The sequence below is a fragment of the Sphingomonas sp. STIS6.2 genome (assembly GCF_000732685.2).
GTDB classification, from domain to species: Bacteria; Pseudomonadota; Alphaproteobacteria; order Sphingomonadales; family Sphingomonadaceae; genus Sphingomonas; species Sphingomonas aerolata.
In genome coordinates this window covers 47026-69840 of the sequence record NZ_JPDP02000041.1, presented here as the reverse complement: position 1 = coordinate 69840, position 22815 = coordinate 47026, and the positions used below count along the sequence as shown (strand labels likewise).

27 protein-coding genes and 2 tRNA genes are annotated in these 22815 nt (G+C 66.7%); 20 read left to right on the top strand and 9 right to left on the bottom strand.

The genetic code is table 11. From position 1 onward, the window contains the following. Nucleotides 1–13: 13 nt before the first annotated feature. The 7 genes from pstC (at nucleotide 14) to sphst_RS06555 (ending at nucleotide 6392) form a co-directional block, all read left to right on the top strand. Complete coding sequence (gene pstC / locus sphst_RS06585; RefSeq protein ID WP_031395857.1) at nucleotides 14–1390, top strand: phosphate ABC transporter permease subunit PstC; 1377 nt, start codon at nucleotides 14–16, stop codon at nucleotides 1388–1390. An 88-nt stretch (nucleotides 1391–1478) separates the two neighbouring features. Next, entirely contained in the window at nucleotides 1479–2693 is a 1215-nt protein-coding gene (gene pstA / locus sphst_RS06580; RefSeq protein WP_031395856.1) for a phosphate ABC transporter permease PstA, read from the top strand. Continuing rightward, nucleotides 2693–3454 carry a phosphate ABC transporter ATP-binding protein PstB gene (pstB, locus tag sphst_RS06575; protein ID WP_031395855.1) on the top strand — a complete coding sequence of 254 codons (762 nt, stop codon included), beginning with the start codon at nucleotides 2693–2695 and terminating at the stop codon, nucleotides 3452–3454. Before pstA ends, pstB begins: the two co-directional genes overlap by 1 nt. Before the next feature lie 14 nt (nucleotides 3455–3468). Next, nucleotides 3469–4152 (top strand): phosphate signaling complex protein PhoU, encoded by a 684-nt coding sequence (gene phoU / locus sphst_RS06570; protein WP_031395854.1) that lies wholly within the window; start codon nucleotides 3469–3471, stop codon nucleotides 4150–4152. 5 nt (nucleotides 4153–4157) lie between these two features. Next, a complete protein-coding gene (phoB, locus tag sphst_RS06565) occupies nucleotides 4158–4850 on the top strand; it encodes a phosphate regulon transcriptional regulator PhoB (RefSeq protein ID WP_031395853.1) in 693 nt (230 codons plus the stop codon). A 156-nt stretch (nucleotides 4851–5006) separates the two neighbouring features. Further along, nucleotides 5007–5375, top strand: coding sequence for a hypothetical protein (locus sphst_RS06560; RefSeq protein WP_031395852.1), 369 nt, complete (start codon nucleotides 5007–5009; stop codon nucleotides 5373–5375). Between the two features lie 102 nt (nucleotides 5376–5477). Further along, nucleotides 5478–6392: an SDR family NAD(P)-dependent oxidoreductase gene (locus sphst_RS06555; RefSeq protein ID WP_031395851.1), complete on the top strand. Its 915-nt coding sequence runs from the start codon at nucleotides 5478–5480 to the stop codon at nucleotides 6390–6392. Nucleotides 6393–6409: 17 nt separating this feature from the next. On the opposite strand, the gene sphst_RS06550 is transcribed toward sphst_RS06555, so the two are convergent. Both sphst_RS06550 and epsC read right to left on the bottom strand, forming a co-directional pair. Beyond that, nucleotides 6410–6754: a DUF2794 domain-containing protein gene (locus tag sphst_RS06550; RefSeq protein WP_031395850.1), complete on the bottom strand. Its 345-nt coding sequence runs from the start codon at nucleotides 6752–6754 to the stop codon at nucleotides 6410–6412. 9 nt (nucleotides 6755–6763) lie between these two features. Continuing rightward, the gene (gene epsC / locus sphst_RS06545; protein ID WP_043158123.1) at nucleotides 6764–7495 is read right to left on the bottom strand and encodes a serine O-acetyltransferase EpsC; all 732 of its coding nucleotides are present in this window, start codon (nucleotides 7493–7495) and stop codon (nucleotides 6764–6766) included. A 151-nt stretch (nucleotides 7496–7646) separates the two neighbouring features. On the opposite strand from epsC, the gene sphst_RS06540 reads away from it, so the two are divergent. From sphst_RS06540 to sphst_RS06530, 3 genes are all read left to right on the top strand, one after another. Next, nucleotides 7647–8564, top strand: coding sequence for a LysR substrate-binding domain-containing protein (locus sphst_RS06540; protein WP_031395848.1), 918 nt, complete (start codon nucleotides 7647–7649; stop codon nucleotides 8562–8564). Nucleotides 8565–8650: 86 nt separating this feature from the next. After that, nucleotides 8651–9298, top strand: coding sequence for a fasciclin domain-containing protein (locus sphst_RS06535; RefSeq protein WP_031395847.1), 648 nt, complete (start codon nucleotides 8651–8653; stop codon nucleotides 9296–9298). 146 nt (nucleotides 9299–9444) lie between these two features. After that, a complete protein-coding gene (locus tag sphst_RS06530; RefSeq protein ID WP_031395846.1) occupies nucleotides 9445–10113 on the top strand; it encodes a fasciclin domain-containing protein in 669 nt (222 codons plus the stop codon). A 6-nt stretch (nucleotides 10114–10119) separates the two neighbouring features. On the opposite strand, the gene sphst_RS06525 is transcribed toward sphst_RS06530, so the two are convergent. The 3 genes from sphst_RS06525 to pgsA are packed head-to-tail and all read right to left on the bottom strand — an operon-like array spanning nucleotide 10120 to nucleotide 11379. Further along, on the bottom strand, nucleotides 10120–10569 hold the full coding sequence (locus sphst_RS06525) for a molybdenum cofactor biosynthesis protein MoaE (protein ID WP_031395845.1): 450 nt from the start codon (nucleotides 10567–10569) through the stop codon (nucleotides 10120–10122). Further along, nucleotides 10566–10823: a molybdopterin converting factor subunit 1 gene (moaD, locus tag sphst_RS06520; protein WP_031395844.1), complete on the bottom strand. Its 258-nt coding sequence runs from the start codon at nucleotides 10821–10823 to the stop codon at nucleotides 10566–10568. The genes sphst_RS06525 and moaD overlap by 4 nt, the downstream gene beginning before the upstream one ends. A 4-nt stretch (nucleotides 10824–10827) precedes the next feature. Beyond that, complete coding sequence (gene pgsA / locus sphst_RS06515; RefSeq protein WP_031395843.1) at nucleotides 10828–11379, bottom strand: CDP-diacylglycerol--glycerol-3-phosphate 3-phosphatidyltransferase; 552 nt, start codon at nucleotides 11377–11379, stop codon at nucleotides 10828–10830. A gap of 223 nt (nucleotides 11380–11602) precedes the next feature. Here pgsA and sphst_RS06510 point away from each other — a divergent pair, with 223 nt between their 5' ends. After that, on the top strand, nucleotides 11603–12934 hold the full coding sequence (locus tag sphst_RS06510; protein ID WP_052148897.1) for an MFS transporter: 1332 nt from the start codon (nucleotides 11603–11605) through the stop codon (nucleotides 12932–12934). On the opposite strand, the gene sphst_RS20875 is transcribed toward sphst_RS06510, so the two are convergent. Then, nucleotides 12924–13091, bottom strand: a complete 168-nt coding sequence (locus sphst_RS20875; RefSeq protein ID WP_199848931.1) for a hypothetical protein — start codon at nucleotides 13089–13091, stop codon at nucleotides 12924–12926. The genes sphst_RS06510 and sphst_RS20875 overlap by 11 nt on opposite strands. A gap of 96 nt (nucleotides 13092–13187) precedes the next feature. Here sphst_RS20875 and sphst_RS06505 point away from each other — a divergent pair, with 96 nt between their 5' ends. Both sphst_RS06505 and sphst_RS21550 read left to right on the top strand, forming a co-directional pair. Continuing rightward, nucleotides 13188–13871, top strand: a complete 684-nt coding sequence (locus sphst_RS06505) for a peptidylprolyl isomerase (protein ID WP_107045325.1) — start codon at nucleotides 13188–13190, stop codon at nucleotides 13869–13871. A 138-nt stretch (nucleotides 13872–14009) separates the two neighbouring features. After that, complete coding sequence (locus sphst_RS21550; protein WP_107045324.1) at nucleotides 14010–15224, top strand: methyl-accepting chemotaxis protein; 1215 nt, start codon at nucleotides 14010–14012, stop codon at nucleotides 15222–15224. Nucleotides 15225–15312: 88 nt separating this feature from the next. On the opposite strand, the gene sphst_RS06495 is transcribed toward sphst_RS21550, so the two are convergent. Together sphst_RS06495 and sphst_RS06490 are read right to left on the bottom strand one after the other, a co-directional pair. Further along, nucleotides 15313–15388 (bottom strand) — tRNA-Ala (locus tag sphst_RS06495). Nucleotides 15389–15470: 82 nt separating this feature from the next. Continuing rightward, nucleotides 15471–15797, bottom strand: coding sequence for a TIGR02300 family protein (locus sphst_RS06490; protein WP_031395784.1), 327 nt, complete (start codon nucleotides 15795–15797; stop codon nucleotides 15471–15473). Between the two features lie 98 nt (nucleotides 15798–15895). Between sphst_RS06490 and aroA the strand changes: the two genes are divergently transcribed. Together aroA and cmk are read left to right on the top strand one after the other, a co-directional pair. Then, nucleotides 15896–17242: a 3-phosphoshikimate 1-carboxyvinyltransferase gene (gene aroA, locus sphst_RS06485; protein WP_107045323.1), complete on the top strand. Its 1347-nt coding sequence runs from the start codon at nucleotides 15896–15898 to the stop codon at nucleotides 17240–17242. Between the two features lies 1 nt (nucleotide 17243). After that, nucleotides 17244–17876 (top strand): (d)CMP kinase, encoded by a 633-nt coding sequence (gene cmk, locus sphst_RS06480; RefSeq protein WP_056406029.1) that lies wholly within the window; start codon nucleotides 17244–17246, stop codon nucleotides 17874–17876. A 242-nt stretch (nucleotides 17877–18118) separates the two neighbouring features. On the opposite strand, the gene sphst_RS06475 is transcribed toward cmk, so the two are convergent. After that, entirely contained in the window at nucleotides 18119–18376 is a 258-nt protein-coding gene (locus sphst_RS06475; protein WP_031393080.1) for a SemiSWEET family transporter, read from the bottom strand. A 275-nt stretch (nucleotides 18377–18651) separates the two neighbouring features. Between sphst_RS06475 and rpsA the strand changes: the two genes are divergently transcribed. From rpsA to sphst_RS06450, 5 genes are all read left to right on the top strand, one after another. Next, nucleotides 18652–20370 carry a 30S ribosomal protein S1 gene (gene rpsA, locus sphst_RS06470; protein WP_031393081.1) on the top strand — a complete coding sequence of 573 codons (1719 nt, stop codon included), beginning with the start codon at nucleotides 18652–18654 and terminating at the stop codon, nucleotides 20368–20370. Nucleotides 20371–20498: 128 nt separating this feature from the next. Then, complete coding sequence (locus sphst_RS06465; protein WP_031393082.1) at nucleotides 20499–20780, top strand: integration host factor subunit beta; 282 nt, start codon at nucleotides 20499–20501, stop codon at nucleotides 20778–20780. Between the two features lie 64 nt (nucleotides 20781–20844). Beyond that, nucleotides 20845–20928 (top strand) — tRNA-Leu (locus sphst_RS06460). 95 nt (nucleotides 20929–21023) lie between these two features. Then, nucleotides 21024–22382 (top strand): ABC transporter substrate-binding protein, encoded by a 1359-nt coding sequence (locus sphst_RS06455; RefSeq protein ID WP_234387498.1) that lies wholly within the window; start codon nucleotides 21024–21026, stop codon nucleotides 22380–22382. A 5-nt stretch (nucleotides 22383–22387) separates the two neighbouring features. Next, on the top strand, nucleotides 22388–22813 hold the full coding sequence (locus sphst_RS06450; protein WP_031395950.1) for a DUF4112 domain-containing protein: 426 nt from the start codon (nucleotides 22388–22390) through the stop codon (nucleotides 22811–22813). Nucleotides 22814–22815: the final 2 nt, after the last annotated feature.

Below are 22815 nucleotides of genomic sequence, written 5' to 3'. Positions count from 1 at the left end.
CGGAGACGGCCTGATGTCGGCACTCGCCCTCTTCTTCCTCGTTCTCGGGCTCGGCCTGATCGCGTGGTTGAGCGCACGGATGCGTGCCGCACGGTTCCGGGTCGGCAACACCGCGCGGTTCAGCTCGCTGCCTGCGCATCACGGCTGGTATGTCGCGCTGTGGACCGCGATCCCGCCGCTGCTGTTCCTGGTCGGCTGGTCGATGGTCGCGCCCGCGCTCGTCACCGATACCGTGCTGGCCAGCCCAGCCGCGGTGCAGCTGCCCCCGCCCGGCTTCGACCGTGCCTCGATCCTGTCCGAGGCGCGCAGCCTGGCGGAGGGACGAAGCTTCGGCGCGTTCCACGAGCTCGCGCGCGTCCTGTCGCCAGTCTATGCCGCCGCGCAGTCGCGCTACGACTGGATCGCGACCGCGCTCGCGCTGTTGCTCACCTTTGCCGGCGGCGCGTTCGCATTCCTGCGCGTGCGGCCGGGGTTCGGCGCGCGCACGCGGGTCGAGCGGATCGTCATGATCCTGCTGCTCGGTGCGTCGCTGATCGCGATCCTGACCACGGTCGGCATCGTCGCCTCGCTGCTCTACGAATCCGCGCGCTTCTTCTCGATCGTGCCGATCACCGACTTCCTGTTCGGTACGCACTGGAGCCCGCAGGTCGTCGACGCGCGCGATCCGGGCGCGTCGCTCGGCGCGGTGCCGCTGTTCTGGGGGACGTTCTTCATCGGCGCGGTGATCGCGATGATCGTCGCGATCCCGTTCGGGCTGATGAGCGCGATCTACCTCACGCAATATGCCGCCCCGACCACGCGCAAGTGGATGAAGCCGATCCTCGAGGTGCTCGCGGGCGTGCCGACCGTCGTCTATGGCTATTTCGCCGCTCTGACGGTGGCGCCGGCGGTGCGCGATTTCGCGGTGTGGATCGGGATCAGCTGGGCCTCGTCGGAGAGCGCGCTCGCCGCCGGGCTCGTGATGGGGATCATGATCATCCCGTTCGTGTCGTCGATGGCCGATGATTCGATCGCCGCGGTTCCCTCGTCGATGCGCGACGGCAGTCTCGCGATGGGCGCGACCTCGTCCGAGACGATCCGCCGCGTACTGCTCCCCGCCGCGCTGCCCGGCGTGGTCGGCGGCGTCCTCCTCGCGGTCAGCCGCGCGATCGGCGAGACGATGATCGTGGTGATGGCCGCGAGCGGCGTCGCGACGCTGACGCTCAACCCGTTCGCCAGCACGACGACCGTGACCAAGCAGATCGTCGACCTGCTGACCGGCGAGGCCGAGTTCGACAGCGCCAAGACGCTCGCCGCCTTCGCGCTGGGGCTGACCCTGTTCGTCGTCACCCTGCTCCTCAACATCGTCGCGCTGACGGTCGTGAAACGGTACCGCGAAGCCTATGAATAGCGTCACCCCCTTCATCGGTACGCCAGACGCTACGGCCTCGGCGAAGCCCGCCACGGCGCGCGTGCCGACCGACTGGGCCACCAAGGCGATGCAGAGCCGCATCCGCCGCCGCTATGCCGCGGAGCGCCGGTTCCGCCTCGCCGGGCTGGCCGCGGTCTGGCTCTCCGCGGGCTTCCTCGCCTTCCTGCTGTCGTCGATGCTGTGGCAGGGCGCGAGCGGGTTCGTCGAGACCCGCGTCGCGCTGCCGATCGATTTCGCCGCCGCCGCACTGCCGATCGAACCCGCGCGGCTGACAAGCCGCGGCGCCGATCTCGCGCTCGCCAGCGCCGGTCTCGAGGGTGCGGTCGACAGCGCGGCGACGCGCGCGTTCGGCAAGGATGGCGAAGGCCTGTTGTCGGACGGCGCCTGGGTGACCGTGCGCGATGCGCTCAAGGCGGATCCCGGTCTGCTGTCGCGCAAGACGGTGATCGCGGTGCCCGTCGCAAGCCCGGTCGACATGGCTGCGAAGGGCGATGGCCCGCCCGAGGCGGAGGCGGTCGTCGCCCGGCTCAAGGCGCGCGGCGTGCTGACGCGCGGGCTGAGCATGACGTTCCTGACGACCGCCGATTCGACCGATGCGACGCGGGTCGGCATCTGGGGGGCGTTCAAGGGTTCGCTGCTGACGATGATCGTCACGCTGCTGCTCGCCTTCCCGATCGGTGTCCTGTCCGCGCTGTATCTCGAGGAATATGCCCCGAAGAACCGCTGGACCGACCTGATCGAGGTGTCGATCAACAACCTTGCCGCGGTGCCCTCGATCATCTTCGGGCTGCTCGGGCTCGCGGTGTTCCTCGGCACCTTCGGCATGCCGCGATCGGCGCCGCTGGTCGGCGGGCTGACACTCGCGCTGATGACGATGCCGGTGATCGTGATCGCCGGGCGCAACGCGATCAAGGCGGTGCCGCCATCGATCCGCGACGCCGCGCTCGGAATCGGTGCGTCGCCGGTGCAGGTCGTGTTCCACCATGTCCTGCCGCTCGCGCTGCCCGGCATCCTGACCGGCACGATCATCGGCATGGCGCGCGCACTGGGCGAGACAGCACCGCTGCTGATGATCGGCATGCGCGCGTTCATCGCCGCGCCGCCCTCGGGGCTGCGCGACCCTGCGACCGTGCTGCCCGTGCAGATCTTCCTGTGGTCCGACCAGGTCAGCCGTGGCTTCATCGAGAAGACCTCGGCCGCGATCATCGTCCTGCTCGTCTTCCTGCTCGCGATGAACGGCGTCGCGATCTACCTCCGCAACAAATTCGAGACCCGCTGGTGATGACCAACCACAAGATGACCGCGCGCGACGTCAGCGTCTATTACGGGCAGAAACGCGCGATCGACAATGTGTCGATCGACGTCGACATGGACAATGTCACTGCGTTCATCGGCCCATCGGGCTGCGGCAAGTCGACCTTCCTGCGCACGCTCAACCGCATGAACGACACAGTCGCCAGCGCGCGGGTCGAGGGGAAGATCGAGCTCGACGGGCACGATATCTATTCGCCCGACATGGACGTCGTCCAGCTGCGCGCCCGCGTCGGCATGGTATTCCAGAAGCCGAACCCCTTCCCCAAGTCGATCTACGAGAACGTCGCTTACGGCCCGCGCATCCACGGGCTCGCGGGCGCCAAGAGCGACCTCGACCAGATCGTCGAGAAGTCGCTGCGGCGTGCGGGTCTCTGGGACGAGGTGAAGGATCGCCTGACCGACAGCGGTACCGCCTTGTCGGGCGGGCAGCAGCAGCGGCTGTGCATCGCGCGCGCGATCGCGGTCGATCCCGAGGTGATCCTGATGGACGAGCCGTGCAGCGCGCTCGACCCGATCGCGACTGCCAAGATCGAGGAGCTGATCCACGAGCTGCGCGGCCGCTATGCGATCGTGATTGTCACGCACAACATGCAACAGGCGGCGCGCGTCAGCCAGCGCACCGCCTTTTTCCACCTCGGCACGCTGGTCGAATATGGCGACACCTCCGCCATCTTCACCAATCCGCGCGAGGAACGCACCAAGGATTACATCACCGGCCGCTACGGCTGATGGGGACGGGATCGATGAACACGCATACCGTAAAGGTCTTCGACGACGAGATCGGACGCCTCCGGGGCCTCATCTCGCAGATGGGTGGCCTCGCCGAGGACGCGATCGCCAATGCGATGAAGGCGCTCCAGCGCAACGACGTCGCGCTCGCACGCGAGGTCCGCGCGGCGGACAAGCAGATCGACGCGATCGAGGCGGAGGTCGAGCGGCTGGCGGTGCAGATCATCGCACTTCGCGCACCGATGGCGATCGACCTGCGCGAGGTCGTCGCCGCGCTAAAGATCGCGGGCGTCGTCGAGCGGATCGGCGATTATGCCAAGAACATCGCCAAGCGCGTGCCGATGATCGAAAGCGAGCACCGGATCGATCCGATCTCGATCCTGCCCGCCATGGGCCGGATGGCGAGCGAGATGGTGCATGACGTGCTCGACGCCTTTGCCGCGCGTGATTTCGAGGCGGCGATGCTCGTCGTCGAAAGCGACGCCGCGCTCGACGATTTCTACGACAGCATCTTTCGCACGCTGGTGACCTATATGGTCGAAAATCCAAAGACGATCAGCCAGGTCGCGCACCTGCTGTTCGTCGCGAAGAATCTCGAACGGATCGGCGACCACGCGACCAACGTCGCCGAGATGGTCTATTTTGCCGCGACCGGCACCCAGATGGCCGACCGCGACCGCGGCGGCATACAGGAGTAATCGACATGGCCCGTGCAAGGATGCTGCTGGTCGAGGACGACGCGGCGCTCGCCGAACTGCTGGTCTGGCATTTCAAGCGCGAGGATTTCGAGATCGCGCACACCCCCGATGGCGAGGAGGCGCTGCTGCTCGCGCGTGAGAAGGTGCCCGATATCGTCCTGCTCGACTGGATGGTCGAAGGCCTGTCGGGGATCGAGGTGTGTCGCCGCCTGCGTCGCGCGCCCGAGACCCAGAACGTGCCGATCATCATGCTGACCGCGCGTGGGGAAGAGGAAGACCGTGTCCGCGGGCTCGAGACCGGCGCCGATGATTACGTCACCAAGCCCTTCTCGCCGCGCGAGCTGGTCGCGCGCGTCGGCGCGGTGCTGCGCCGCGTCCGCCCCGCGCTTGCCGGCGAGGCACTGAGTTATGCCGACATCGAGATGGACACCGTCGGCCACAAGGTCCGTCGCTCGGGCGAGGTCGTCGCACTCGGGCCAACCGAGTTCCGGCTGCTCAAGCATTTCCTCGAACATCCCGGCTGGGTTTTCTCGCGCGAACGGCTGCTCGATGCGGTGTGGGGGCATGATTCGGACATCGAATCGCGCACCGTCGACGTGCATATCCGGCGGCTGCGGAAAGCGATCAACACCGGCGAACGTCCCGATATCATCCGCACGGTGCGCTCGGCTGGCTATTCGCTTGATACTGGCGGGTGAAATTCGGGGTGCTGCAAGCGGTCGCCGACCGCGTCATTAGTGCAGGACCAAGACAAGCCGGTTAGAATCGGACGCGAAACGAAGGACCCAAGCGGGTTTTAGTGCGTTCAACCGTGGCGCTAACGAATTTGCGCTCCAAGTATTCAGGAGATTCGCATGAAGTCCATTCTTCTCGCCGCTGCAGCGTTGCTCGCCTCGCCCGTGCTCGCGCAGACCGCGCCGCAGACGATGCCGCCAGCAGACCCGGCCGCCCAGACCGCGCCCGCCGATCCGGCAATGGCACCGCCAGCCGCAGATCCCGCCGCTCCCGCCGATCCGGCGATGGCAGCCGATCCTGCAGCCCCTGCCGATCCAGCGATGGCACCGCCGCCGCCCGCAGCGCCCCAGGCCCCGATGGCTGCACCCGGTGGTGCGAACATCGTCTTCGGTCAGCCGACGGTGACGCCGCCGACCCCGGCGCCTGCCGAATATCCAACCTGCTCGCGCACCGTCAAGGACGGCTGCAAGAACCGCGGCGGTAAGTAAGCGATCCGCAGCGGTGCGGGCCGTGGCTGACGCCGCGGCTTGCGCCGACTGCTTTACGTTCTAGGAAAGGCGCTCCACGATAAGAGAGGGGCGCCTTTTTCCATGTCCGACAGCTTTGGATCCTTCGGTTTTGCTGGCCGCGTTGCGATCGTCACCGGCGCAGGCGGCGGGCTCGGCCGCGAATATGCGCTCGAGCTCGCCCGGCGCGGTGCAAAGGTTGTCGTCAACGATCTGGGCGCCTCGCGCGACGGTACGGGGCAGTCTGACGCAGCGCTGAAGGTCGTCGAGGAGATCGAGGCCGCAGGCGGCGAGGCGATCGCCAATGGCGGCAGCGTCACCGACTATGACCAGATGGTCGAGATGGTGGCACGTGCGTCCGAAAAATGGGGCGGCGTCCATATCCTCATCAACAATGCCGGCGTGCTGCGCGACAAGAGCTTCGCCAAGATGGAGCCCGCCGACTTCAATTTCGTCGTCGACGTCCATCTGAACGGCTCGGCCAACGCGACCAAGGCGGTCTGGGACGGGATGCGCGCGCAGAATTACGGCCGCATCCTGATGACCGCGTCGTCGACCGGGCTGTACGGCAATTTCGGCCAGGCCAATTACGGCGCCGCCAAGCTCGGCCTTGCCGGTCTGACGAAGACGCTCGCGATCGAGGGGGCGAAGAACAACATCCGCGTCAACATGATCGCCCCGACCGCGGGCACGCGGATGACGCAGGACATCTTTCCCGAAGAGGCGTTCAAGGCCTTCTCCCCCGACAAGGTCGCGCCGGGCGCGGTCTTCCTGGTGTCGGAGGATGCCCCGACCAACATGATCCTCGGCGCCGGCGCGGGCGTGTTCCAGGCCGCCTATGTCACGCTGACGCCGGGCGCATTGCTGTCGGGCGAGAACCTGTCGGTCGAAGGGGTGGCGGCCCACTGGGCGGCGATTACCGACCGCAACGGCGAGATCGTCCCGCAATCGGGCGCCGACCAGGCGATGACGATCTTGGCGAAGCTCCAGCGCGGCTGACCACCGCGCCGGCGGGCTCAGCTTTCGACGAGCTTCATCAGCCGTCGCTCGACCGGGGCGAGGATCGGGCCGAGGTCATGACCCCGCTTGATCACCGCCCCGCCTTCGCCGACCAGGGCCCACATGCCCTGGCGGTTGCGAAGCGCGGGGCGTTTCTCGATCCGGAATTCGGGCCGTTCGGCCGCGCGGCGGAAACAGGCGAACACCGCCGCCTCGCGGCCGAGATCGATCGCATAGTCCCGCCAATGCCCCGCCGCGACCATGCGTCCGTAGAGGTCGAGGATCCGCATCAGTTCGAGCCGATCGAAGCCGATCTGGGTGGGGGCGGTATTGCGGGTCGGGAAGGGCGTGACGTTGTTCATCAGGACGGATCAGGCCCGATCGCGCAGATCCTGTTCGACCGGGCCGCGACGGAGCCCGTCGCGATCGGTCGACAGGTCCTGATCGGCGAGCAGCGAATCCAGACGCTTGCGCATCATCTCCAGCTCGCAGCGCATGATCTCCATCTTCTGCGTCGCCGGGTCGAAGGCCTCGGTGCACGGCGTGCCATAGGGCACGAAGCGAGGTGCCTCGGGGGCGGCGCCGCCCTCTACCGTCGTCGCGCGCGCCGGGATGCCGACGACGGTCGTGCCCTCGGGGACGTCGCGCGTCACAACCGCATTCGCGCCGACTCGTGAGCGCCGGCCGAGCGTGATCGGCCCGAGCACCTGCGCGCCCGATCCGATGATCGCGCCGTCCGAGATAGTCGGATGGCGCTTGCCGGCAACCCCATTGTCTGGGCTCGTCCCGCCCAGCGTCACGCATTGATAGATCGTCACGTCGTCGCCGATCAGCGAGGTTTCGCCGATCACGACGAAGCCGTGGTCGATGAAGAAGTTGCGACCGATCGTCGCGCCGGGATGGATGTCGATCGCGGTCAGGAACCGCGACAAATGATTGACGCACCGCGCGAGGAAGAAATTCTGCCTACTATACAGCCGGTGTGCGATGCGGTGCATCCCCAGCGCCCAGACGCCGGGGTAGAGCATGATCTCCGCGCGAGAATGCGGCGCCGGGTCACGCGCCCGGATCGAGTCGAGATAAGCCCCTAACCGGCTGAACATGCGCATTCCCCTTGGCGGTCCGCTCATTTAGGCGTTCACAGGGGCGATTTCCAGCGGGCGGGGGCAACGCCGCGGCGGACGCCCTGCGCTGACGGCCTCATTATCGACCCGGCATGGACAAAAGGGGGTGCACGATCGATATGGGCGATCAATGGCTGCAACCTATCTCCCCACGCTCAAGCAACTGCAATATCTCGTCGCGCTGAAGGACCATGGCCATTTCGGTCGTGCTGCCGAGGCCTGTTTCGTGACCCAGTCGACGCTGTCGGCGGGGCTGCGCGAGCTCGAGACGCTGATCGGGGTAGTACTCGTCGAACGCACGCGCCGCGTCGTCCGCTTCACCCCGTTGGGGGATCGGATCGCGGACAAGGCGCGCCGCGTGCTGCGCGAGGCGGAGGAACTTGGCGACATGGCGCGCGCCGCCGGCCGGCCGCTGTCGGGCGACATGCGGATGAGCGTGATCCCGACGATCGCGCCGTTCATGCTCCCGCGCATCCTGCCGCGGCTGCGACGCGACTATCCCGACCTCAAGCTGTTCCTGCGCGAGGAGCCGAGCGGCGCGGCGTGCGAGGGGCTGCACAACGGCCGCACCGACTGTGTATTGCTCGCCCTGCCCTATGCCTGCGGCGAAGTCGCGTTCGAGCCCCTGTTCGACGACCGGCTGTTCGTCGCCTTCCCGACCGAGGACGTGCCCGCGGACCGGACCTCGATCCCCGCCTCCGCCATTCCCGCCTCGGCGATCGACGAGACTCGGCTGTTGCTGCTCGAGGACGGGCATTGCCTGAAGGATCATGCGCTCGCCGCGTGCAACCGGCCGGAGATCCGTGCCGAGGCGACGATGATGGGCACGTCGCTGCACACGATCGTGCAGATGGTCGACAACGGCCTGGGCATCACGATGCTGCCTGAGATGGCGCTGAACGCCGGGATCCTCGAAAATACCGGGATCACCGCGCTGCCGCTCGACGCCGAGAACGCGTTTCGCCGGATCGCGCTGGTATGGCGCAAGGCCTCGCCGCGCGAGAAGGATTTCCAGTTGCTCGCCAAGGCGCTTGCCGAGGCCCGCTGACCGGTCGCGCTGGCTCGCACTGCAACAATTTCCGGGCTCAACCGTAGTTGCGGTTCGCAAGCGCTCGTTTGAGGAGATAGATTTCGATGTCGAACATGCGCCCCCTGTATATTGGTCTGGGCACCACGGGTCTTGTCGCGCTCGCGCTCGCCGCCTGCAGCAGCGGTAACAGCGACCTCGGCACGCCGACCGCGCCGCCCCCCGCCAACCCCGCACTGTCGACGCCCAACGGGCCGATCGCAGTTGCCAACCCGACCGTCGGCGGCGTGCCGATGATCGCGACGCGGACGATCGTCGACAATGCCTCCGCCGCACCCAATCTCGCGACGCTGGTCACCGCGCTGAAGGCTGCGGACCTGACCGCGACGCTGTCCGGGACCGGGCCGTTCACCGTTTTCGCACCGACCGACGCCGCGTTCGGCCGGCTCGCGCCCGGCATGGTCCAGACCTTGCTCAAGCCCGAGAACAAGGCTTCGCTGGCGAAAGTGCTGACCTATCACGTCGTGCCCGGCGACATCACCGCTGCCGACCTGAAGGCGCGTGTCGCGGCGGGTGGCGGCACTGCCGCACTGACGACTGTCGAAGGTGATGCAATCACGGTGACCCTCGTCGGAGATATCATTGCACTCACCGACGTCAACGGTAACAAAAGTTATATCGAGACCGCCGATGTGCGTCAGTCGAACGGCATAGTTCATGTCGTCAACGGGGTAATCGTACCCCGCTTGTCTTGAGCGAGGTGTGGTAGCTTGCCAACACCTCGTCGCGTCAACGGCGCACTTGGTCCTGTTGGCGCGTCCGTAACTTGGCAAACCGCCGCGTGACTCCATACGTTCTATCGCAGAATTTATTTCACGATTGTTTCAGCCAGGAGAAATCCATGATCACCAAGACCCCTCTCGTCCTTGCCGCAACGCTTTTCGCGGCTGCACCGGCAATCGCACAGACCGCGCCGAGCGGCACGACGCCCGCACAGACCGCGCCAACTGGCACGGCGCCCGCACAGACCCCAATGCAGGCCCCTGCACAGGCTGGTACCGCCGCACCGCTGGCCGGCGCTCCAGCAGCACCCGCCGCAGCACAGCCTGCAGCGACCGCGACGATCGCGGCAGCACTGCCGACTCTTCCAAACCGCGCGACGCTCGCCAAGCTGGTGACTGCCGCCGGCCTCGGCACGACGCTTGCGGGCCCCGGCCCTTTCACCGTTTTCGCACCGAGCGATGAGGCATTCACGCGGCTTCCCGCCGGCGCGCTCGACACGCTGATGAAGCCAGAGGCGAAGCCCACGCTGGCGACGATCCTGAAGTATCACGTCGTCGCAGGCGCCGTGACGTCGGATCAGCTGAAGGCGCAGATCACGTCGGGTGGCGGCAAGGCCGTTCTCACGACGCTGGCCGGCCAACCGCTGACGGCATCGGTGGGTCCGAACGGCAATATCGAACTGACGGACGTTGCCGGCAGCAAGGCCTATGTCGACACGGCAGACGTCAAGGCGACCAACGGTGTCGTCCATCTCACCAATGGCATGAGCGTTCCCAAGATCGGCTAACGCCGTCTAGGAGATCCAGCGCGCGGCGGCGTCCTTGTCGGCGTCGCGCGCTTCGACCCAGCTGGCCTGTGTGCCGCGGGTCTCGCGTTTCCAGAACGGCGCATCGGTCTTCAACCGATCGATCAGATAGGCACAGGCCTCGAGCGACGCCGCACGGTGTGCGGACGCCGCCGCCACGAAGACGATCCGTTCACCCGGATGCATCGGCCCGACCCGGTGGACGATCGTCACCGCACTCAGCCCCCAGCGCTCGACGGCACCCGTCGCCACCTTGGTGAGCGCGGCCTCGGTCGCACCGGGATAATGTTCCAGTTCGAGCGTCTCGACGCCGTCATCTGCGCGCACGAGACCAGTGAACGTCGCCACCGCGCCCGCGCCGCGTTCGCCGGCAGTTTCGGCCTGAGTGATCTCCGCCAGCACATCGATCGGCGCGGTCTGGACGATGATCCGGATCATCCGCCCGTCACCGGAGGGAAGAGTGCGATCTCGCGCGCGCCGGCGATCGGGGTATCGATCGGCACGAACGCCTGATCAAGGGCGGCGCGCAGCCGGGCGGGATCGGCAAAGGCGGCGGCATGGCCCGGGCTGGACAGCGCCAGCCAGTCGACCAGTTCAGCGATCGTGGTCACCGATGCGGGCGGATCGACGCGTTCCTCGCCCGTCCCGATCCGTTCGCGGACCCACGCAAAATACACCATCGTCACCGTCATGCGCTCAATCCATATGCTTCAGGCCGACGCGCAGGTAATCCCAGCCCGTCACCAGCGTCAGGACCGCAGCCCCCCAGAGCGCGGCGAGCCCGACGCCGTGCACCCACGGCATGTCGGGCAGCGCACCGGCGAGGATCAGTCCCCCCAGCGCGACCAGCTGCAGCGTCGTCTTCCATTTCGCGAGCTGCGAGACGGGCACGGACACCTGCACCTGCGCCAGGAATTCGCGCAGGCCCGACACCGCGATCTCGCGGAGCAGGATGACGAGCGCGGCGATCACATGGACGCCCGCAATGTCGCGCGTGCCGACCAGGATCAGGATGACCGCCGCGACCATGATCTTGTCCGCGATCGGATCGAGGAAGATCCCGAGGCGCGACACCGCACCGTTCGACCGCGCGAGATAGCCGTCGAAATAATCGGTGATGCCCATCAGGCAGTAGAGCGCGAAGGCGATGCCGTAGCCGGCCGCCCAGCCGGGCCACCACAGAAAGCCGACGAGAAGGGGTACCGCGACAATGCGCGACAGCGTCAGAAGGTTGGGCAGGGTCCACACCCCGCCTTCCCTACTCCGGTCATGCCCTTGGCGAAACCGGGTTTTACCGATCGGTGCCGACTAATGTGCGGCAAGCGCGGACACCGGACCGCGTCGCGGGGCCTCGTTCGGATCCCGTACGCGGACACCCGGCCGACGCGGGCGGCGCTAAACCATTGGCCTACCGCCCCCGCTGGGCTAAGGCCGCGGCAGTCTTATTGCCACGATCAGGGCCTTTTCTCGCATGCGCAACGCACTCGGGTTGCTGAAGCAACGACGCTTCCTGCCCCTGTTCACGACACAGTTTCTGGGCGCCTTCAACGACAATCTGTTCAAGACGTCGATGGTGTTGTTCGCGACCTATGCGATCTTCAACGATCCGCGGATGGAGGCGAATTTCAACGCACTCGCCACCGGAATTGCGATCATCCCCTTCTTCCTGCTCTCGGCACTCGCCGGGCAGCTTGCGGACAGCCATGACAAGGCGCGGATCATCCGGCTCGTGAAGAGCGCGGAGATCGGCATCATGGCGCTCGGCGCGGCGGGGCTGATGGTGGCGCGCAGCGGCCATTCGACGATCGGCCTCGGGCTGATGCTCGGGGCGGTGCTGTGCCTGGGCGTGCATTCGACGTTCTTCGGGCCGATCAAATACGCGATCCTGCCGCAGCATCTGCCGCCATGCGACGTGCTCGGCGGCACCGGGCTGGTCGAGGCCGGTACCTATCTGGCGATTCTCATGGGGACGATCACCGCCGGGTTCATGACCGATCATATCGAGCGCGCGGCGATCGCGGTGCTGGCGATCGCGGTGATCGGCTGGTTCGCGGGTCGCCAGGTGCCGCCGGCACCGCGCGAGGGCCCGCCGCTGGTGCTGAACTACAACCCGTTCACCGCGTCGTGGCGGCTGATCAGCGCGACGATGCATATCCCGCGGCTGTTCCTGGCGATCTGCGCGATCAGCTTTTTCTGGACGATCGGGGCGGTGCTGATCGTGATCTTCCCGCCGCTGGTCAAGAACGTGCTGACCGCGGACGAGCGGGTCGCGAGCTTCGTGATCGCGGTGTTCTCGATCGGCGTCGCGATCGGTTCGGTGGTGATCAACACGATGCTCAAGGGCCGGATCTCGGCGCGCTACGCACCCGCCTCGGTGATCGCGATGGGCGTGTTCGTCCTTATCTTCTCGGTCCTGGTACGGACCTGGACGCCGGCGGCGCCGGGCCATTTCTACGACTGGGCCGGGTTCCTCGCACAGCCGCGCGCTTGGCCGGTGCTAGGCACGCTGATGATGATTGCGATCACCGGCGGCATGTTCGTCGTCCCGCTCTACGCTTTTCTAACGACGACGGTCGAAAAGGATCAGACCGCGAGGACGGTGGCGGCGAACAACGTCGTCAATTCGGGCGCGATGACGATCGGGTCGATCGCGGTCATCGGCATCACGATGGCGGGCGTGACGCCCGAAGACCTGCTCTTCCTGGTCGCCGGCATGTGCCTGGTATCCGCCTGGATCGCGCAGAAGCTGCACCGCGCCTGCGACGACGATGCCGAAACCTGCCTGCCCGTGATCAGAAAATGAAGCTGTAGAAGCAGGTGAAGAAGGCCGCGAAGCTCAGCACGAACAGCTTGACGTCCTGATCGTCGCACCCGCCCGACGCTGCGATCACGGGCGGGGGCAGCGTCCGTCGCAACGGGTGGCACGCGGCTTCGTTGGTCAGGACTAGGCGTCGGGTCATGGCGACAGGTTAACGCGGTGTTTACCTTTTCGACCAGCGACAAAATCGTCCCGTTTTAACCCGTCCGCGAATGGGACAGAATTCAGGAGTTTCGACATGCTGCGATACGCCGTCCTCGCCACCCTGCTGGGAAGCGCCCCGCTTGCCGCGCAAGAGGTGCCATCAGTGCCAGCGCCTGCCACCGCGCCCGCCCCCGGGCCCGCAGATGCGTCGCCACCGGTGCCCGCGGCGACGCCCCGCTCCGCGATCATCGGCGTGACGCTGACCACCAGCCTCGGCCCGATCGTGCTCGAGCTCGAGAAAGAGCGCGCACCGATCACCACCGCAAATTTCCTGCGCTATGTCGACGCGCGCAAGCTCGACGGCACGACCTTCTATCGCGCGCTGCGGCTGGGGCCGGATACGGGACTGATCCAGGGCGGGATCGAGGGCGATCCCAAGCGGGCCTTCCCGCCGATCGCGCACGAGCCGACCAGCAAGACCGGCCTGCTCCACACCGACGGCACGATTTCGCTCGCACGGCTGGCGCCGGGGACCGGGCGCGCCGACGTCTTCATCACCGTCGGCGCGATCCCCTTCCTCGACGCACATCCCGAGAAGCCGGGCGACAATACCGGCTTTGCCGCGTTCGGGCACGTCGTCCAGGGCATGGACATCGTCCGCGGCATCCTTGCCGCGCCTACCTCGCCGACCAAGGGCGAAGGCGTGATGAAGGGCCAGATGATCGCCGCGCCGATCCGCATCCTGACCGCCCGGCGGACGTCGCCCGCGACACGGTGACGCCCGTCGTAAAGGGTAACGGATCGGGGTTAAGTAACGGACTTAAAACCATTTTGGGCTAGTCCGCGGTGATGCAGACGCGACATGCCGTAATCCCCCGCCCCTTGCCAGCGGTGGAAGCCGCCAGGCACCGGATCGATGCCCCCCAACGTCTTGCTGGCGATCGCGATGACCGCGGTCGCCGACGGCGTCGTGGTCTTCGACGCGGCGGAGCGGATCGCGCTGGTCAATCCGCGCGTGGCGGCGCTGTTCCGCTTCGACCCGGACCGCGTCATGGTCGGCATGGACATGGCGAGCTTTCTCAGCGTCGTTGGCACCGCCGTCGGCTGGTCCGCGGCACGGATCGCGACGGTGGTCGACAATCACCGTCGCTGGCAGGCCCGGCAGGACAGCGTCGATATCGATCATCATTTCGACGACGGGACGATCCTGCATATCAACTTCGCCCCGCTGTCCGGGCACTGCGCGGTAATCACCTACCGCGACGTCACGGTCGAGCGACGGCTGACCGACGTCGTCGCGGCGCAAGCCGCGCAGGCGGAACGGTTCCGCGAGGAGATCGCGACCGTCGTCACCGAAACCGATGCCGCGGCGGCGGAAGGCCAAGCGATGGGCCGCGCGGGCGAAGCCGAACTCGAACTGATCGTCCGCGATTTGGGCGACGTCGTCGTCGCCGCGCAGCAATCCACCGCCGCGATGCAGGATGCCGCACAGACCTCGGCGATGATGGCGGGCATGATCGACACGGTCGTCGACCAGGTCCGCCACACCAGCAGCGCCGCCAGCGGTGCGATGGCGCATGCGCACGAGACGGTCGCCCTGTCGCAAGGGCTGTCGGACCGTGCCGGATCGATCGGCTCGATCCTCGACGTCATCCGCGCGGTCGCCCGGCAGACTAGCCTCGTCGCGCTCAACGCCGCGATCGAGGCGGCGCGCAGCGGAGAGGCCGGGCGCGGCTTCGCGGTGGTCGCAGCCGAGGTGAAGACGCTTGCCACGCAGACGTCCGATGCGGTTGCACGGATCGAGCCGCAGATCTCGGCGATGCAGATCGCGACGCGCGACGTCGTCGCGGCGAATCGTGCGATCGTGCACGACATCGCCGATATCCAGGCCCGCGCGGTCATCGTGACCGACACCGCACACAGTCAGAACGAGCGGATCCTCGCGATCACCGCCGCGATCGACGAAACCGCGCTCACCGCGCGCGCGATGACCGACAGCGTCGAACATCTCGAAGTCCGAAACCAGCGCTTCATCAGCTTGGCCCGGCGGATCGGCCAGCAGCTCGAATCCGTACACGCACTGACCCATGGTCTCAGCGTCGCCACCGAGACCTTCCAGGCGACCTATTGAGGCTCGTGCCGGGTTGGCAGCAGTACGACCCGCTGCGGGGTATCCATCATAAATAAGGGACCGCGACCGCGTCGCGTATCAACGAGAATGGTGGAGCCGAGGGGGATCGAACCCCTGACCTTTCGCATGCCATGCGAACGCTCTCCCAGCTGAGCTACGGCCCCATTCCCGTTGGGAGGCGGCTCACTAACCGGAGCCGCCCGGGTTGGCAAGCGGCGTAAACGCCGCCTGCCAAATTTCTTTATCTCAACGCTCGTGCTCGTCCTGCGGCGTCTCGACGCCGAGGTCGTCGTCGCCGCCCAGATCGACTTCGTCGTCCGCGGACGGCTCTTCATCCTCGCCGGTGATCGAGGCGATATCTTCTTCCTCGTCACCCTCGAGATCCGCGTCGGGCTTCTTGGTGTCGGGCTTGGCGACCTCGAACGGCAGCGGCTGCTTCGACTTCAGGATCGGCTCGGGCTCCCACGCATACCCGCATTCGATGCAGGTGACGGGGTCGGCCTTTTCGAGGTCGTAGAAACGCGTCGCGCATTTCGGACACGAACGCTTCGTGCCCCATTCCGGCTTGATCATGCCGATAGAACCTTTCGAATGGATAGATTGTGGGGGATGCCCCCGCAAAGTGGGCGCGCCTTGCCATAGCGCAAGGCCACTGTCAAAAGCCCGGCCCCATGACACACCCCCTCCCCCAACCGCTGGACGTCGTCGCGCGCGGTCCGCTGACCGGTTCGATCGCGGTTCCCGGCGACAAGTCGATCAGCCACCGTGCGCTGATGTTCGCGAGCCTCGCGGTCGGAACCAGCCGGATCACCGGCCTGCTGGAGGGCGAGGACGTGCTCGCCACCGCGGCGGCGATGCGCGCGATGGGCGCGACGATCGAGCGGCAGGACGACGGCATCTGGGTCGTCGACGGCGTCGGCGTCGGCGGGCTGCTCCAGCCCGAGACCGCGCTGGAGATGGGCAATTCGGGCACCTCGACGCGATTGCTGATGGGGCTGGTGTCGAGCCACCCGATCACCTGCACCTTCACCGGCGACGCCTCGCTGTCGGGACGGCCGATGGGCCGCGTGATCGAGCCGCTGTCGCAGATGGGCGCGGACATCACCGCGTCGCCCGGCGGCAAGCTGCCGCTGATGGTGCGCGGAATCTGCCCCGCGGTGCCGATCACCTACACGCTGCCGGTCGCGTCGGCACAGGTGAAGTCGGCGATCCTGCTGGCGGGGCTCAACACGCCCGGCATCACCACGGTGATCGAGCCGGTCGCGACGCGCGATCACAGCGAGCGGATGCTGACCGGGTTCGGCGCGCACCTGACCGTCGAGGAAACGGACCAGGGCCGCGTGATCTCGATCACCGGCGAGGCGGAGCTGACCCCGCAGGATATCGTCGTGCCGGGCGATCCGTCGTCCTCAGCCTTCTGGCTGGTCGCGGCGTCGATCGTGCCGGGGTCGGACATCGTCGTGCGCAATGTCGGGCTGAACCCGACACGGATCGGCATCGTCACGGCGCTGCGCATGATGGGCGCGGACATCACCGAGCTCGATCCGCGGACCGTCGGCGGCGAGCCCGTCGCCGATCTGCGCGTCCGCCATGCCGCGCTGACCGCGATCGAGGTGCCCGCCGATCTCGCGCCGAGCATGATCGACGAATATCCGGTGCTGTTCGTCGCCGCGGCGTTTGCGTCCGGCACGACCGTCGCCAGGGGCGCGCACGAGCTGCGGGTGAAGGAATCGGACCGCATCACGACGATGCGGATCGCGCTCGAGGCGTGCGGCGTGGTGTGCGAGGAATTCGAAGACGGCATGGCGATCACCGGTTCGGGCGGGACGGCGATTCGCGGTGGCGCTCGGGTCGCCTCGAAACTCGATCATCGCATCGCAATGAGCATGGTGGTGGCTGGACTTGGCAGCGCCGAGCCCATCACGATCGACGACATATCGCCGGTGGCGACGAGCTATCCCGTGTTCTTCCGGTCGCTCGACGAATTAACGGGTCGGGCGACCGGCCAGGGGAATTAAGATGATCATCGCAGTCGACGGTCCGGCGGCATCGGGCAAGGGCACGATCGCGCGCGCCTTGGCGAAGCATTACGGCCTCCCCTATCTCGATACCGGCCTGCTCTACCGCGCGGTCGCGCTGAACGTGGCGCGGATGGGGCTGGATCCCGAACAGGAAGCCGATGCGGTCGCCGCGTCCGATTTCGACGATGCGGTGATGACGGACCCGGCGCTGCGCGACGACGATGTCGGGGCGATGGCCTCGATCGTGTCCGCACACCCGCTGGTCCGTGCAGCGTTAATGCAGCGACAGAAGCGGTTTGCCGCGCAGGCGGGCGGCGCGATTCTCGACGGGCGCGATATCGGCACGGTCATCGCACCGGATGCGGACGCCAAGCTGTTCGTGAAGGCGACCCCCAATATCCGCGCGCAGCGACGCCATGCCGAGCTGCAGGCGCGTGGCGGGACGGCGAGCAAGGACCGCGTGCTAGCGGACATTCGCGCGCGCGATGCCCGCGACACCGGCCGTTCGACCGCCCCGCTGGTGATGGCGCCGGACGCGGCGCTGCTCGATACGAGCTTCCTGTCGATCGAGGCCTCGGTGCAGCGCGCGGTGGCGCTGGTCGAGGCGCAGCGGGCGAAGAAGGCGGGTTAGACCTTTCGCTCACCAAGAGGGGAAAACCACCCCGGCGGAGGCCGGGGCCCAGTTGGAAAGGTCGCAGAAACGGAGCGCTGCACTCAGTCAGCGATGTCCCCCAACTGGGCCCCGGCCTTCGCCGGGGTGGCTTTTGGTTGGGCTAGTGTACCGTAAAAGAACGCTGTTTCCCCGCGAAGGCGGGGACCCAGACTGGACTCGCGCCTCCGCGGGAGAACAAGGACGCGCGGAAACTCCCTCCCTTACAACGCCGTCGCCAGCGTGATCGCCCCCAGCACCACCCCCGGGAAGTTCGCCACCGCGATCGGCCAGTCGCGCTTCGGCTTCAGCGCGCCATACGCGACCCACAGCCCGCAATTGACCATCGTCGCGAACGGCTGGACCACCGATCCCTTCTGCCCGGCCAGGTTCAGCATGATCTGGTCGATATACGACAGGTACATCACGATCGCCGTCGCCGTGGCGATCCAGCCCAGCACGAGAATGCCGCGTTCGCTCAAATCTTCGCTCCTGTTGTAAGCCGCCCCTAACGCTGCAGCGGCGAACTTGCTCCGAGACGGGGTTTCCGCTACACAGGAGCGTCCGGCGAGCGATGCTCGTGGAGGAAGGCGCGGAGACCTTTGAGTCTCACGCGCCGTTTTCGCATCCAGCGTCTACATCCTCTGCGCCTCGTGCCGTCCGGATGCCGTGCCGGCGTTCGGTCGTCGCGGCAACGAAGGCCAAGACCAGCGGATCCAACCGCTTGGCCGGAAACAGACTAGGATTACTGAATTCTATGGCAACCCAGGTAATGCCGTCGCGCGACGATTTCGCCGCGATGCTGAACGAGACGCTCGGCGACGCCGACAGCTTCGAGGGCCGCGTGGTGCATGGCACCGTGACCGGTATCGAGAACGACATGGCCGTCATCGACGTCGGTCTGAAGTCGGAAGGCCGCGTGCCGCTTCGCGAATTCGCAGCGCCGGGCCAGAAGGCTGACCTGAAGGTCGGCGACGAAGTCGAAGTCTATGTCGACCGCGTCGAGAACGTCCATGGCGAAGCGATGCTCAGCCGCGACCGTGCGCGCCGCGAAGCCGCATGGGACAAGCTGGAAACCGAATTCTCGAAGACGACCCGCGTCGAGGGCGTGATCTTCGGCCGCGTGAAGGGTGGCTTCACCGTCGACCTGAACGGCGCCGTCGCGTTCCTGCCGGGCTCGCAGGTCGACATCCGCCCCGTGCGCGACGTCACCCCGCTGATGGACATCCCCCAGCCCTTCCAGATCCTGAAGATGGACCGCAAGCGCGGCAACATCGTCGTGTCGCGTCGCGCGGTTCTCGAAGAGACGCGTGCAGAGCAGCGTTCGGGCCTGATCCTCAGCCTCGCTGAGGGCCAGATCATTGACGGCGTCGTCAAGAACATCACCGATTACGGTGCGTTCGTTGACCTCGGCGGCATCGATGGCCTGCTGCACGTCACCGATCTCAGCTACAAGCGCGTCGGTCACCCGAGCGAAGTCCTGAACATCGGCGACACCGTCAAGGTGCAGATCATCCGCATCAACAAGGACACCCAGCGCATCAGCCTCGGCATGAAGCAACTGGAGAGCGATCCCTGGGATGGCGCGATGGTCAAGTACCCGGTCGGCGCAAAGCTCACCGGCCGCGTCACGAACATCACCGAATATGGTGCGTTCGTCGAGCTGGAAGCGGGCATCGAAGGCCTTGTCCACGTGTCGGAAATGTCCTGGACCAAGAAGAACGTCCATCCGGGCAAGATCGTGTCGACCTCGCAGGAAGTCGACGTCATGGTCCTCGAAGTCGATTCCGAGAAGCGTCGCATCTCGCTCGGCCTCAAGCAGGCTCAGGCCAATCCTTGGGAGGCCTTCGCCGCCGCGCATCCGATCGGCTCGACCGTTGAGGGCGAAGTCAAGAACGCGACCGAATTCGGTCTGTTCATCGGCCTCGACAACGACGTCGACGGCATGGTCCACATGTCCGACATCGCCTGGGGCGTTTCGGGCGAGGACGCGCTCAACCTGCATCGCAAGGGTGAGACCGTCGAGGCCGTCGTGCTCGACATCGACGCAGAGAAGGAGCGTATCTCGCTTGGCATGAAGCAGCTCGAGCGCGGCGGGCCTTCGGCCGGCGGCATCGCAGCAGCAGGCGACAAGCTGAACAAGAACGCGATCGTCACGGTCACCGTTCTCGAAGTCCGCGACGCGGGTCTCGAAGTTCAGCAGGGCGACGATGGCGCGACCGGCTTCATCAAGCGCACGGATCTGGGTCGCGATCGCGACGAGCAGCGTCCGGAGCGTTTCCAGGTCGGCCAGAAGTTCGACGCGATGGTGACGGGCTTCGATCGTTCGAAGAAGCCGACCTTCTCGATCAAGGCTATGCAGATCTCCGAAGAGAAGCAGGCTGTCGCTCAGTATGGTTCGTCGGACTCCGGCGCGACCCTCGGCAACATCCTGGGCGAGGCTCTCAAGGCCCGCACGGAAGCCGAAAAGAAGTAAGCGAATTGGGACCGGGATGCTCGATGCATTTCGGTCCCTTTTGCTTTTGGCTTGAAACTCATTTGGTGCTATCGCCCCAATTACTGACCTAAATCAGTATTATCACATATGGGCGGGGGCTCGTTACCATGATCAGATCTGAGCTTGTTCAAAAATTGACCGATGCGCATCCGGACCTGGAGCCGCGCGAGGTCGAATTGATCGTCTCGTGTTTTTTCGACGAGATATCGAAGCGGCTGGCCGCCGACGGCCGGGTCGAACTGCGCGGCTTCGGCGCATTTTCCACGCGCGCGCGCGATGCGCGGACCGGACGCAATCCCCGGACCGGCGAAGTCGTCGCCGTCGACGCCAAGCGCGTCCCCTATTTCAAGCCCGGCAAGGAAATGCGCTCGCGTCTTAACGTCGATTGAGCGGCACCTGCGGGTCCAACATGGGTTGACCCTGCGCTCGACCTCGTCTTTCTGACTCCCGTGTGCGGACGTGGCGAAACCGGTAGACGCAGGAGACTTAAAATCTCCCTCCCCTGGAGTGCGGGTTCGAGTCCCGCCGTCCGCACCATCACGCTTGCCTGTGCCGCCGCGCTGCTCTTCGCACCGGCGGCCTGCAACCGGCGCCGCGACTCGGGCGCGGTCGTCGTCAGCGCGATCGGCGGGGTGCCTGCTGCCGCGGATGCCCGCCGGGGCCCGATCGACCTCCCCTCGCGCCTGTTGATCGATTCGACGGCGCAGGGGTTGGTCCGGTTCGATGCTGCCGGCCAGATCGAGCCTGGCCTCGCCGAACGCTGGATCGTCATCGATGATGGCATGAGCTATATTTTCCGCCTGCGCGAAGCCACGTGGAGCGACGGTAGCCGCATCACCGCGGACCAGATCGTCGCGATGCTCAAACGCCAGATCGTGCCGGCATCGCGCAATCCGCTCGCCCCTTTTCTCAGCGCGGTCGACGAGATCGTCGTGATGACGCCGCAGGTGATCGAGGTCCGGTTGTCGCGGCCGCGTCCCGACCTGCTCAAGCTGTTCGCACAGCCCGAACTCGCGTTGCTACGTCTGCGGCCGACCGGCGGCAGCGGCCCGTTCCGCATCGCCCAGCCTGGCGCCGCGCCGCTGCTGCGCCCGGTCTATGACCTCAACCGCGCCGACCCCGAAGACCAGCTCGAGATGCAGCCGGAACGTGACGTCCGCCTGATCGGCGAGCGTGCGGCACGGGCGATCGCGCGGTTTGCGCATCGCGACTCGGATCTGGTGAGCGGCGGCAGCTTCGCTGACTGGCCGCTTCTCGCGACGGCCGATATCGCCCCCGCCGCGATCCGGGTCGACCCGACGGTCGGGTTGTTCGGGCTCGCGATCGTTTCGCGGACGGGCTTCCTTGCCGAGGCGGCGAACCGCGCGGCGATCTCGCAGGCGATCGATCGCACCGCGCTGACCGCCGCGATCGCCCCGAATTGGGAGGCGGCGGACCGCATCCTCGCCGAGCCGCTCGACTCCGCCGGGCTTCCGCAGGTGCCGTCATGGACGCTGTTGAACCAGGACGAGCGCCGCGCAGGTGCCCGGTTACGCGTCGCGACGTGGCGCGAGCAGGCGCAGAGCGGGCCGATCGCGATGCGGATCGCGCTGCCCGCCGGATCCGGCGCGACCATCCTCTACGCGCATGTCGCCGCCGCCCTGCTCCGGATCGGTATCCTGCCCGAGCGCGTCGCGATCGACGCCCCCGCCGATCTGCGGCTGATCGACCTGGTGGCGCCCTATGACAGCGCGCGCTGGTATCTGGCGAACGCGTGCATCGTCTGCAGCGCCCCCGCGCAGGCGGCACTCGACGCGGCGCGTGCGGCACCGACGCTCGCCGAACGCAGCCAGCGGATTGCGGCGGCCGATGCCGCGCTGAACGAGGACGTGCCCTTCATTCCGCTCGCACGGCCGCTCCGCTGGTCGCTGGTAGCGACGCGGCTGCAACAATGGCAGCCGAACAGCCGCGCATGGCACCCGTTGAACAGGCTTCGTCCCGACACCAAGTGAGTCGCATGACCAACAATGCCACTCGCATCGATCCCGCCACGCTGGCCAGCAGCTTCGCGATCGGTCAGGATCCGGCCTCGGTCCGCGCCCGGGTCGAGGCGCTGGAGCGCATTCTCGAACGCGCGTTCATGGTCCCCGGGATCAACCGCCCGATCGGGCTCGATGCGATCGTCGGGCTGATCCCCGTCGTCGGTGACCTGATCGGTGCGCTGATGGGAAGCTGGCTCGTATGGGAGGCGCGCAACCTCGGCATGTCGAAGTTCCAGCTCGCCCGGATGATGGGCAATGTCGGGTTCGACGCAGCGCTCGGGCTGGTGCCGTTCGTCGGCGACGCCGCGGATTTCATGTTCCGGTCGAACACGCGCAACCTGCGGATCATCAAGCGTCACCTCGACAAGCACCACCCATCGACCGTAACGCTCGCGGGCTGAGT

What these genes read in the sequence shown, in the direction of transcription:
- sphst_RS06560 (WP_031395852.1), top strand. Translation starts at nt 5,007, where the DNA reads ATGAAGTCCATTCTTCTCGCCGCTGCAGCGTTGCTCGCCTCGCCCGTG.
- pstB (WP_031395855.1), top strand. Translation starts at nt 2,693, where the DNA reads ATGACCAACCACAAGATGACCGCGCGCGACGTCAGCGTCTATTACGGG.
- epsC (WP_043158123.1), bottom strand. Translation starts at nt 7,495, where the DNA reads ATGTTCAGCCGGTTAGGGGCTTATCTCGACTCGATCCGGGCGCGTGAC.
- sphst_RS20875 (WP_199848931.1), bottom strand. Translation starts at nt 13,091, where the DNA reads ATGACCCGACGCCTAGTCCTGACCAACGAAGCCGCGTGCCACCCGTTG.
- pstA (WP_031395856.1), top strand. Translation starts at nt 1,479, where the DNA reads ATGCAGAGCCGCATCCGCCGCCGCTATGCCGCGGAGCGCCGGTTCCGC.
- sphst_RS06505 (WP_107045325.1), top strand. Translation starts at nt 13,188, where the DNA reads ATGCTGCGATACGCCGTCCTCGCCACCCTGCTGGGAAGCGCCCCGCTT.
- sphst_RS06465 (WP_031393082.1), top strand. Translation starts at nt 20,499, where the DNA reads ATGATCAGATCTGAGCTTGTTCAAAAATTGACCGATGCGCATCCGGAC.
- sphst_RS21550 (WP_107045324.1), top strand. Translation starts at nt 14,010, where the DNA reads ATGCCCCCCAACGTCTTGCTGGCGATCGCGATGACCGCGGTCGCCGAC.
- pstC (WP_031395857.1), top strand. Translation starts at nt 14, where the DNA reads ATGTCGGCACTCGCCCTCTTCTTCCTCGTTCTCGGGCTCGGCCTGATC.
- moaD (WP_031395844.1), bottom strand. Translation starts at nt 10,823, where the DNA reads ATGACGGTGACGATGGTGTATTTTGCGTGGGTCCGCGAACGGATCGGG.
- aroA (WP_107045323.1), top strand. Translation starts at nt 15,896, where the DNA reads ATGACACACCCCCTCCCCCAACCGCTGGACGTCGTCGCGCGCGGTCCG.
- sphst_RS06535 (WP_031395847.1), top strand. Translation starts at nt 8,651, where the DNA reads ATGTCGAACATGCGCCCCCTGTATATTGGTCTGGGCACCACGGGTCTT.
- cmk (WP_056406029.1), top strand. Translation starts at nt 17,244, where the DNA reads ATGATCATCGCAGTCGACGGTCCGGCGGCATCGGGCAAGGGCACGATC.
- sphst_RS06530 (WP_031395846.1), top strand. Translation starts at nt 9,445, where the DNA reads ATGATCACCAAGACCCCTCTCGTCCTTGCCGCAACGCTTTTCGCGGCT.
- rpsA (WP_031393081.1), top strand. Translation starts at nt 18,652, where the DNA reads ATGGCAACCCAGGTAATGCCGTCGCGCGACGATTTCGCCGCGATGCTG.
- sphst_RS06510 (WP_052148897.1), top strand. Translation starts at nt 11,603, where the DNA reads ATGCGCAACGCACTCGGGTTGCTGAAGCAACGACGCTTCCTGCCCCTG.
- sphst_RS06490 (WP_031395784.1), bottom strand. Translation starts at nt 15,797, where the DNA reads ATGATCAAGCCGGAATGGGGCACGAAGCGTTCGTGTCCGAAATGCGCG.
- sphst_RS06450 (WP_031395950.1), top strand. Translation starts at nt 22,388, where the DNA reads ATGACCAACAATGCCACTCGCATCGATCCCGCCACGCTGGCCAGCAGC.
- phoB (WP_031395853.1), top strand. Translation starts at nt 4,158, where the DNA reads ATGGCCCGTGCAAGGATGCTGCTGGTCGAGGACGACGCGGCGCTCGCC.
- sphst_RS06525 (WP_031395845.1), bottom strand. Translation starts at nt 10,569, where the DNA reads ATGATCCGGATCATCGTCCAGACCGCGCCGATCGATGTGCTGGCGGAG.
- phoU (WP_031395854.1), top strand. Translation starts at nt 3,469, where the DNA reads ATGAACACGCATACCGTAAAGGTCTTCGACGACGAGATCGGACGCCTC.
- sphst_RS06555 (WP_031395851.1), top strand. Translation starts at nt 5,478, where the DNA reads ATGTCCGACAGCTTTGGATCCTTCGGTTTTGCTGGCCGCGTTGCGATC.
- sphst_RS06550 (WP_031395850.1), bottom strand. Translation starts at nt 6,754, where the DNA reads ATGAACAACGTCACGCCCTTCCCGACCCGCAATACCGCCCCCACCCAG.
- sphst_RS06540 (WP_031395848.1), top strand. Translation starts at nt 7,647, where the DNA reads ATGGCTGCAACCTATCTCCCCACGCTCAAGCAACTGCAATATCTCGTC.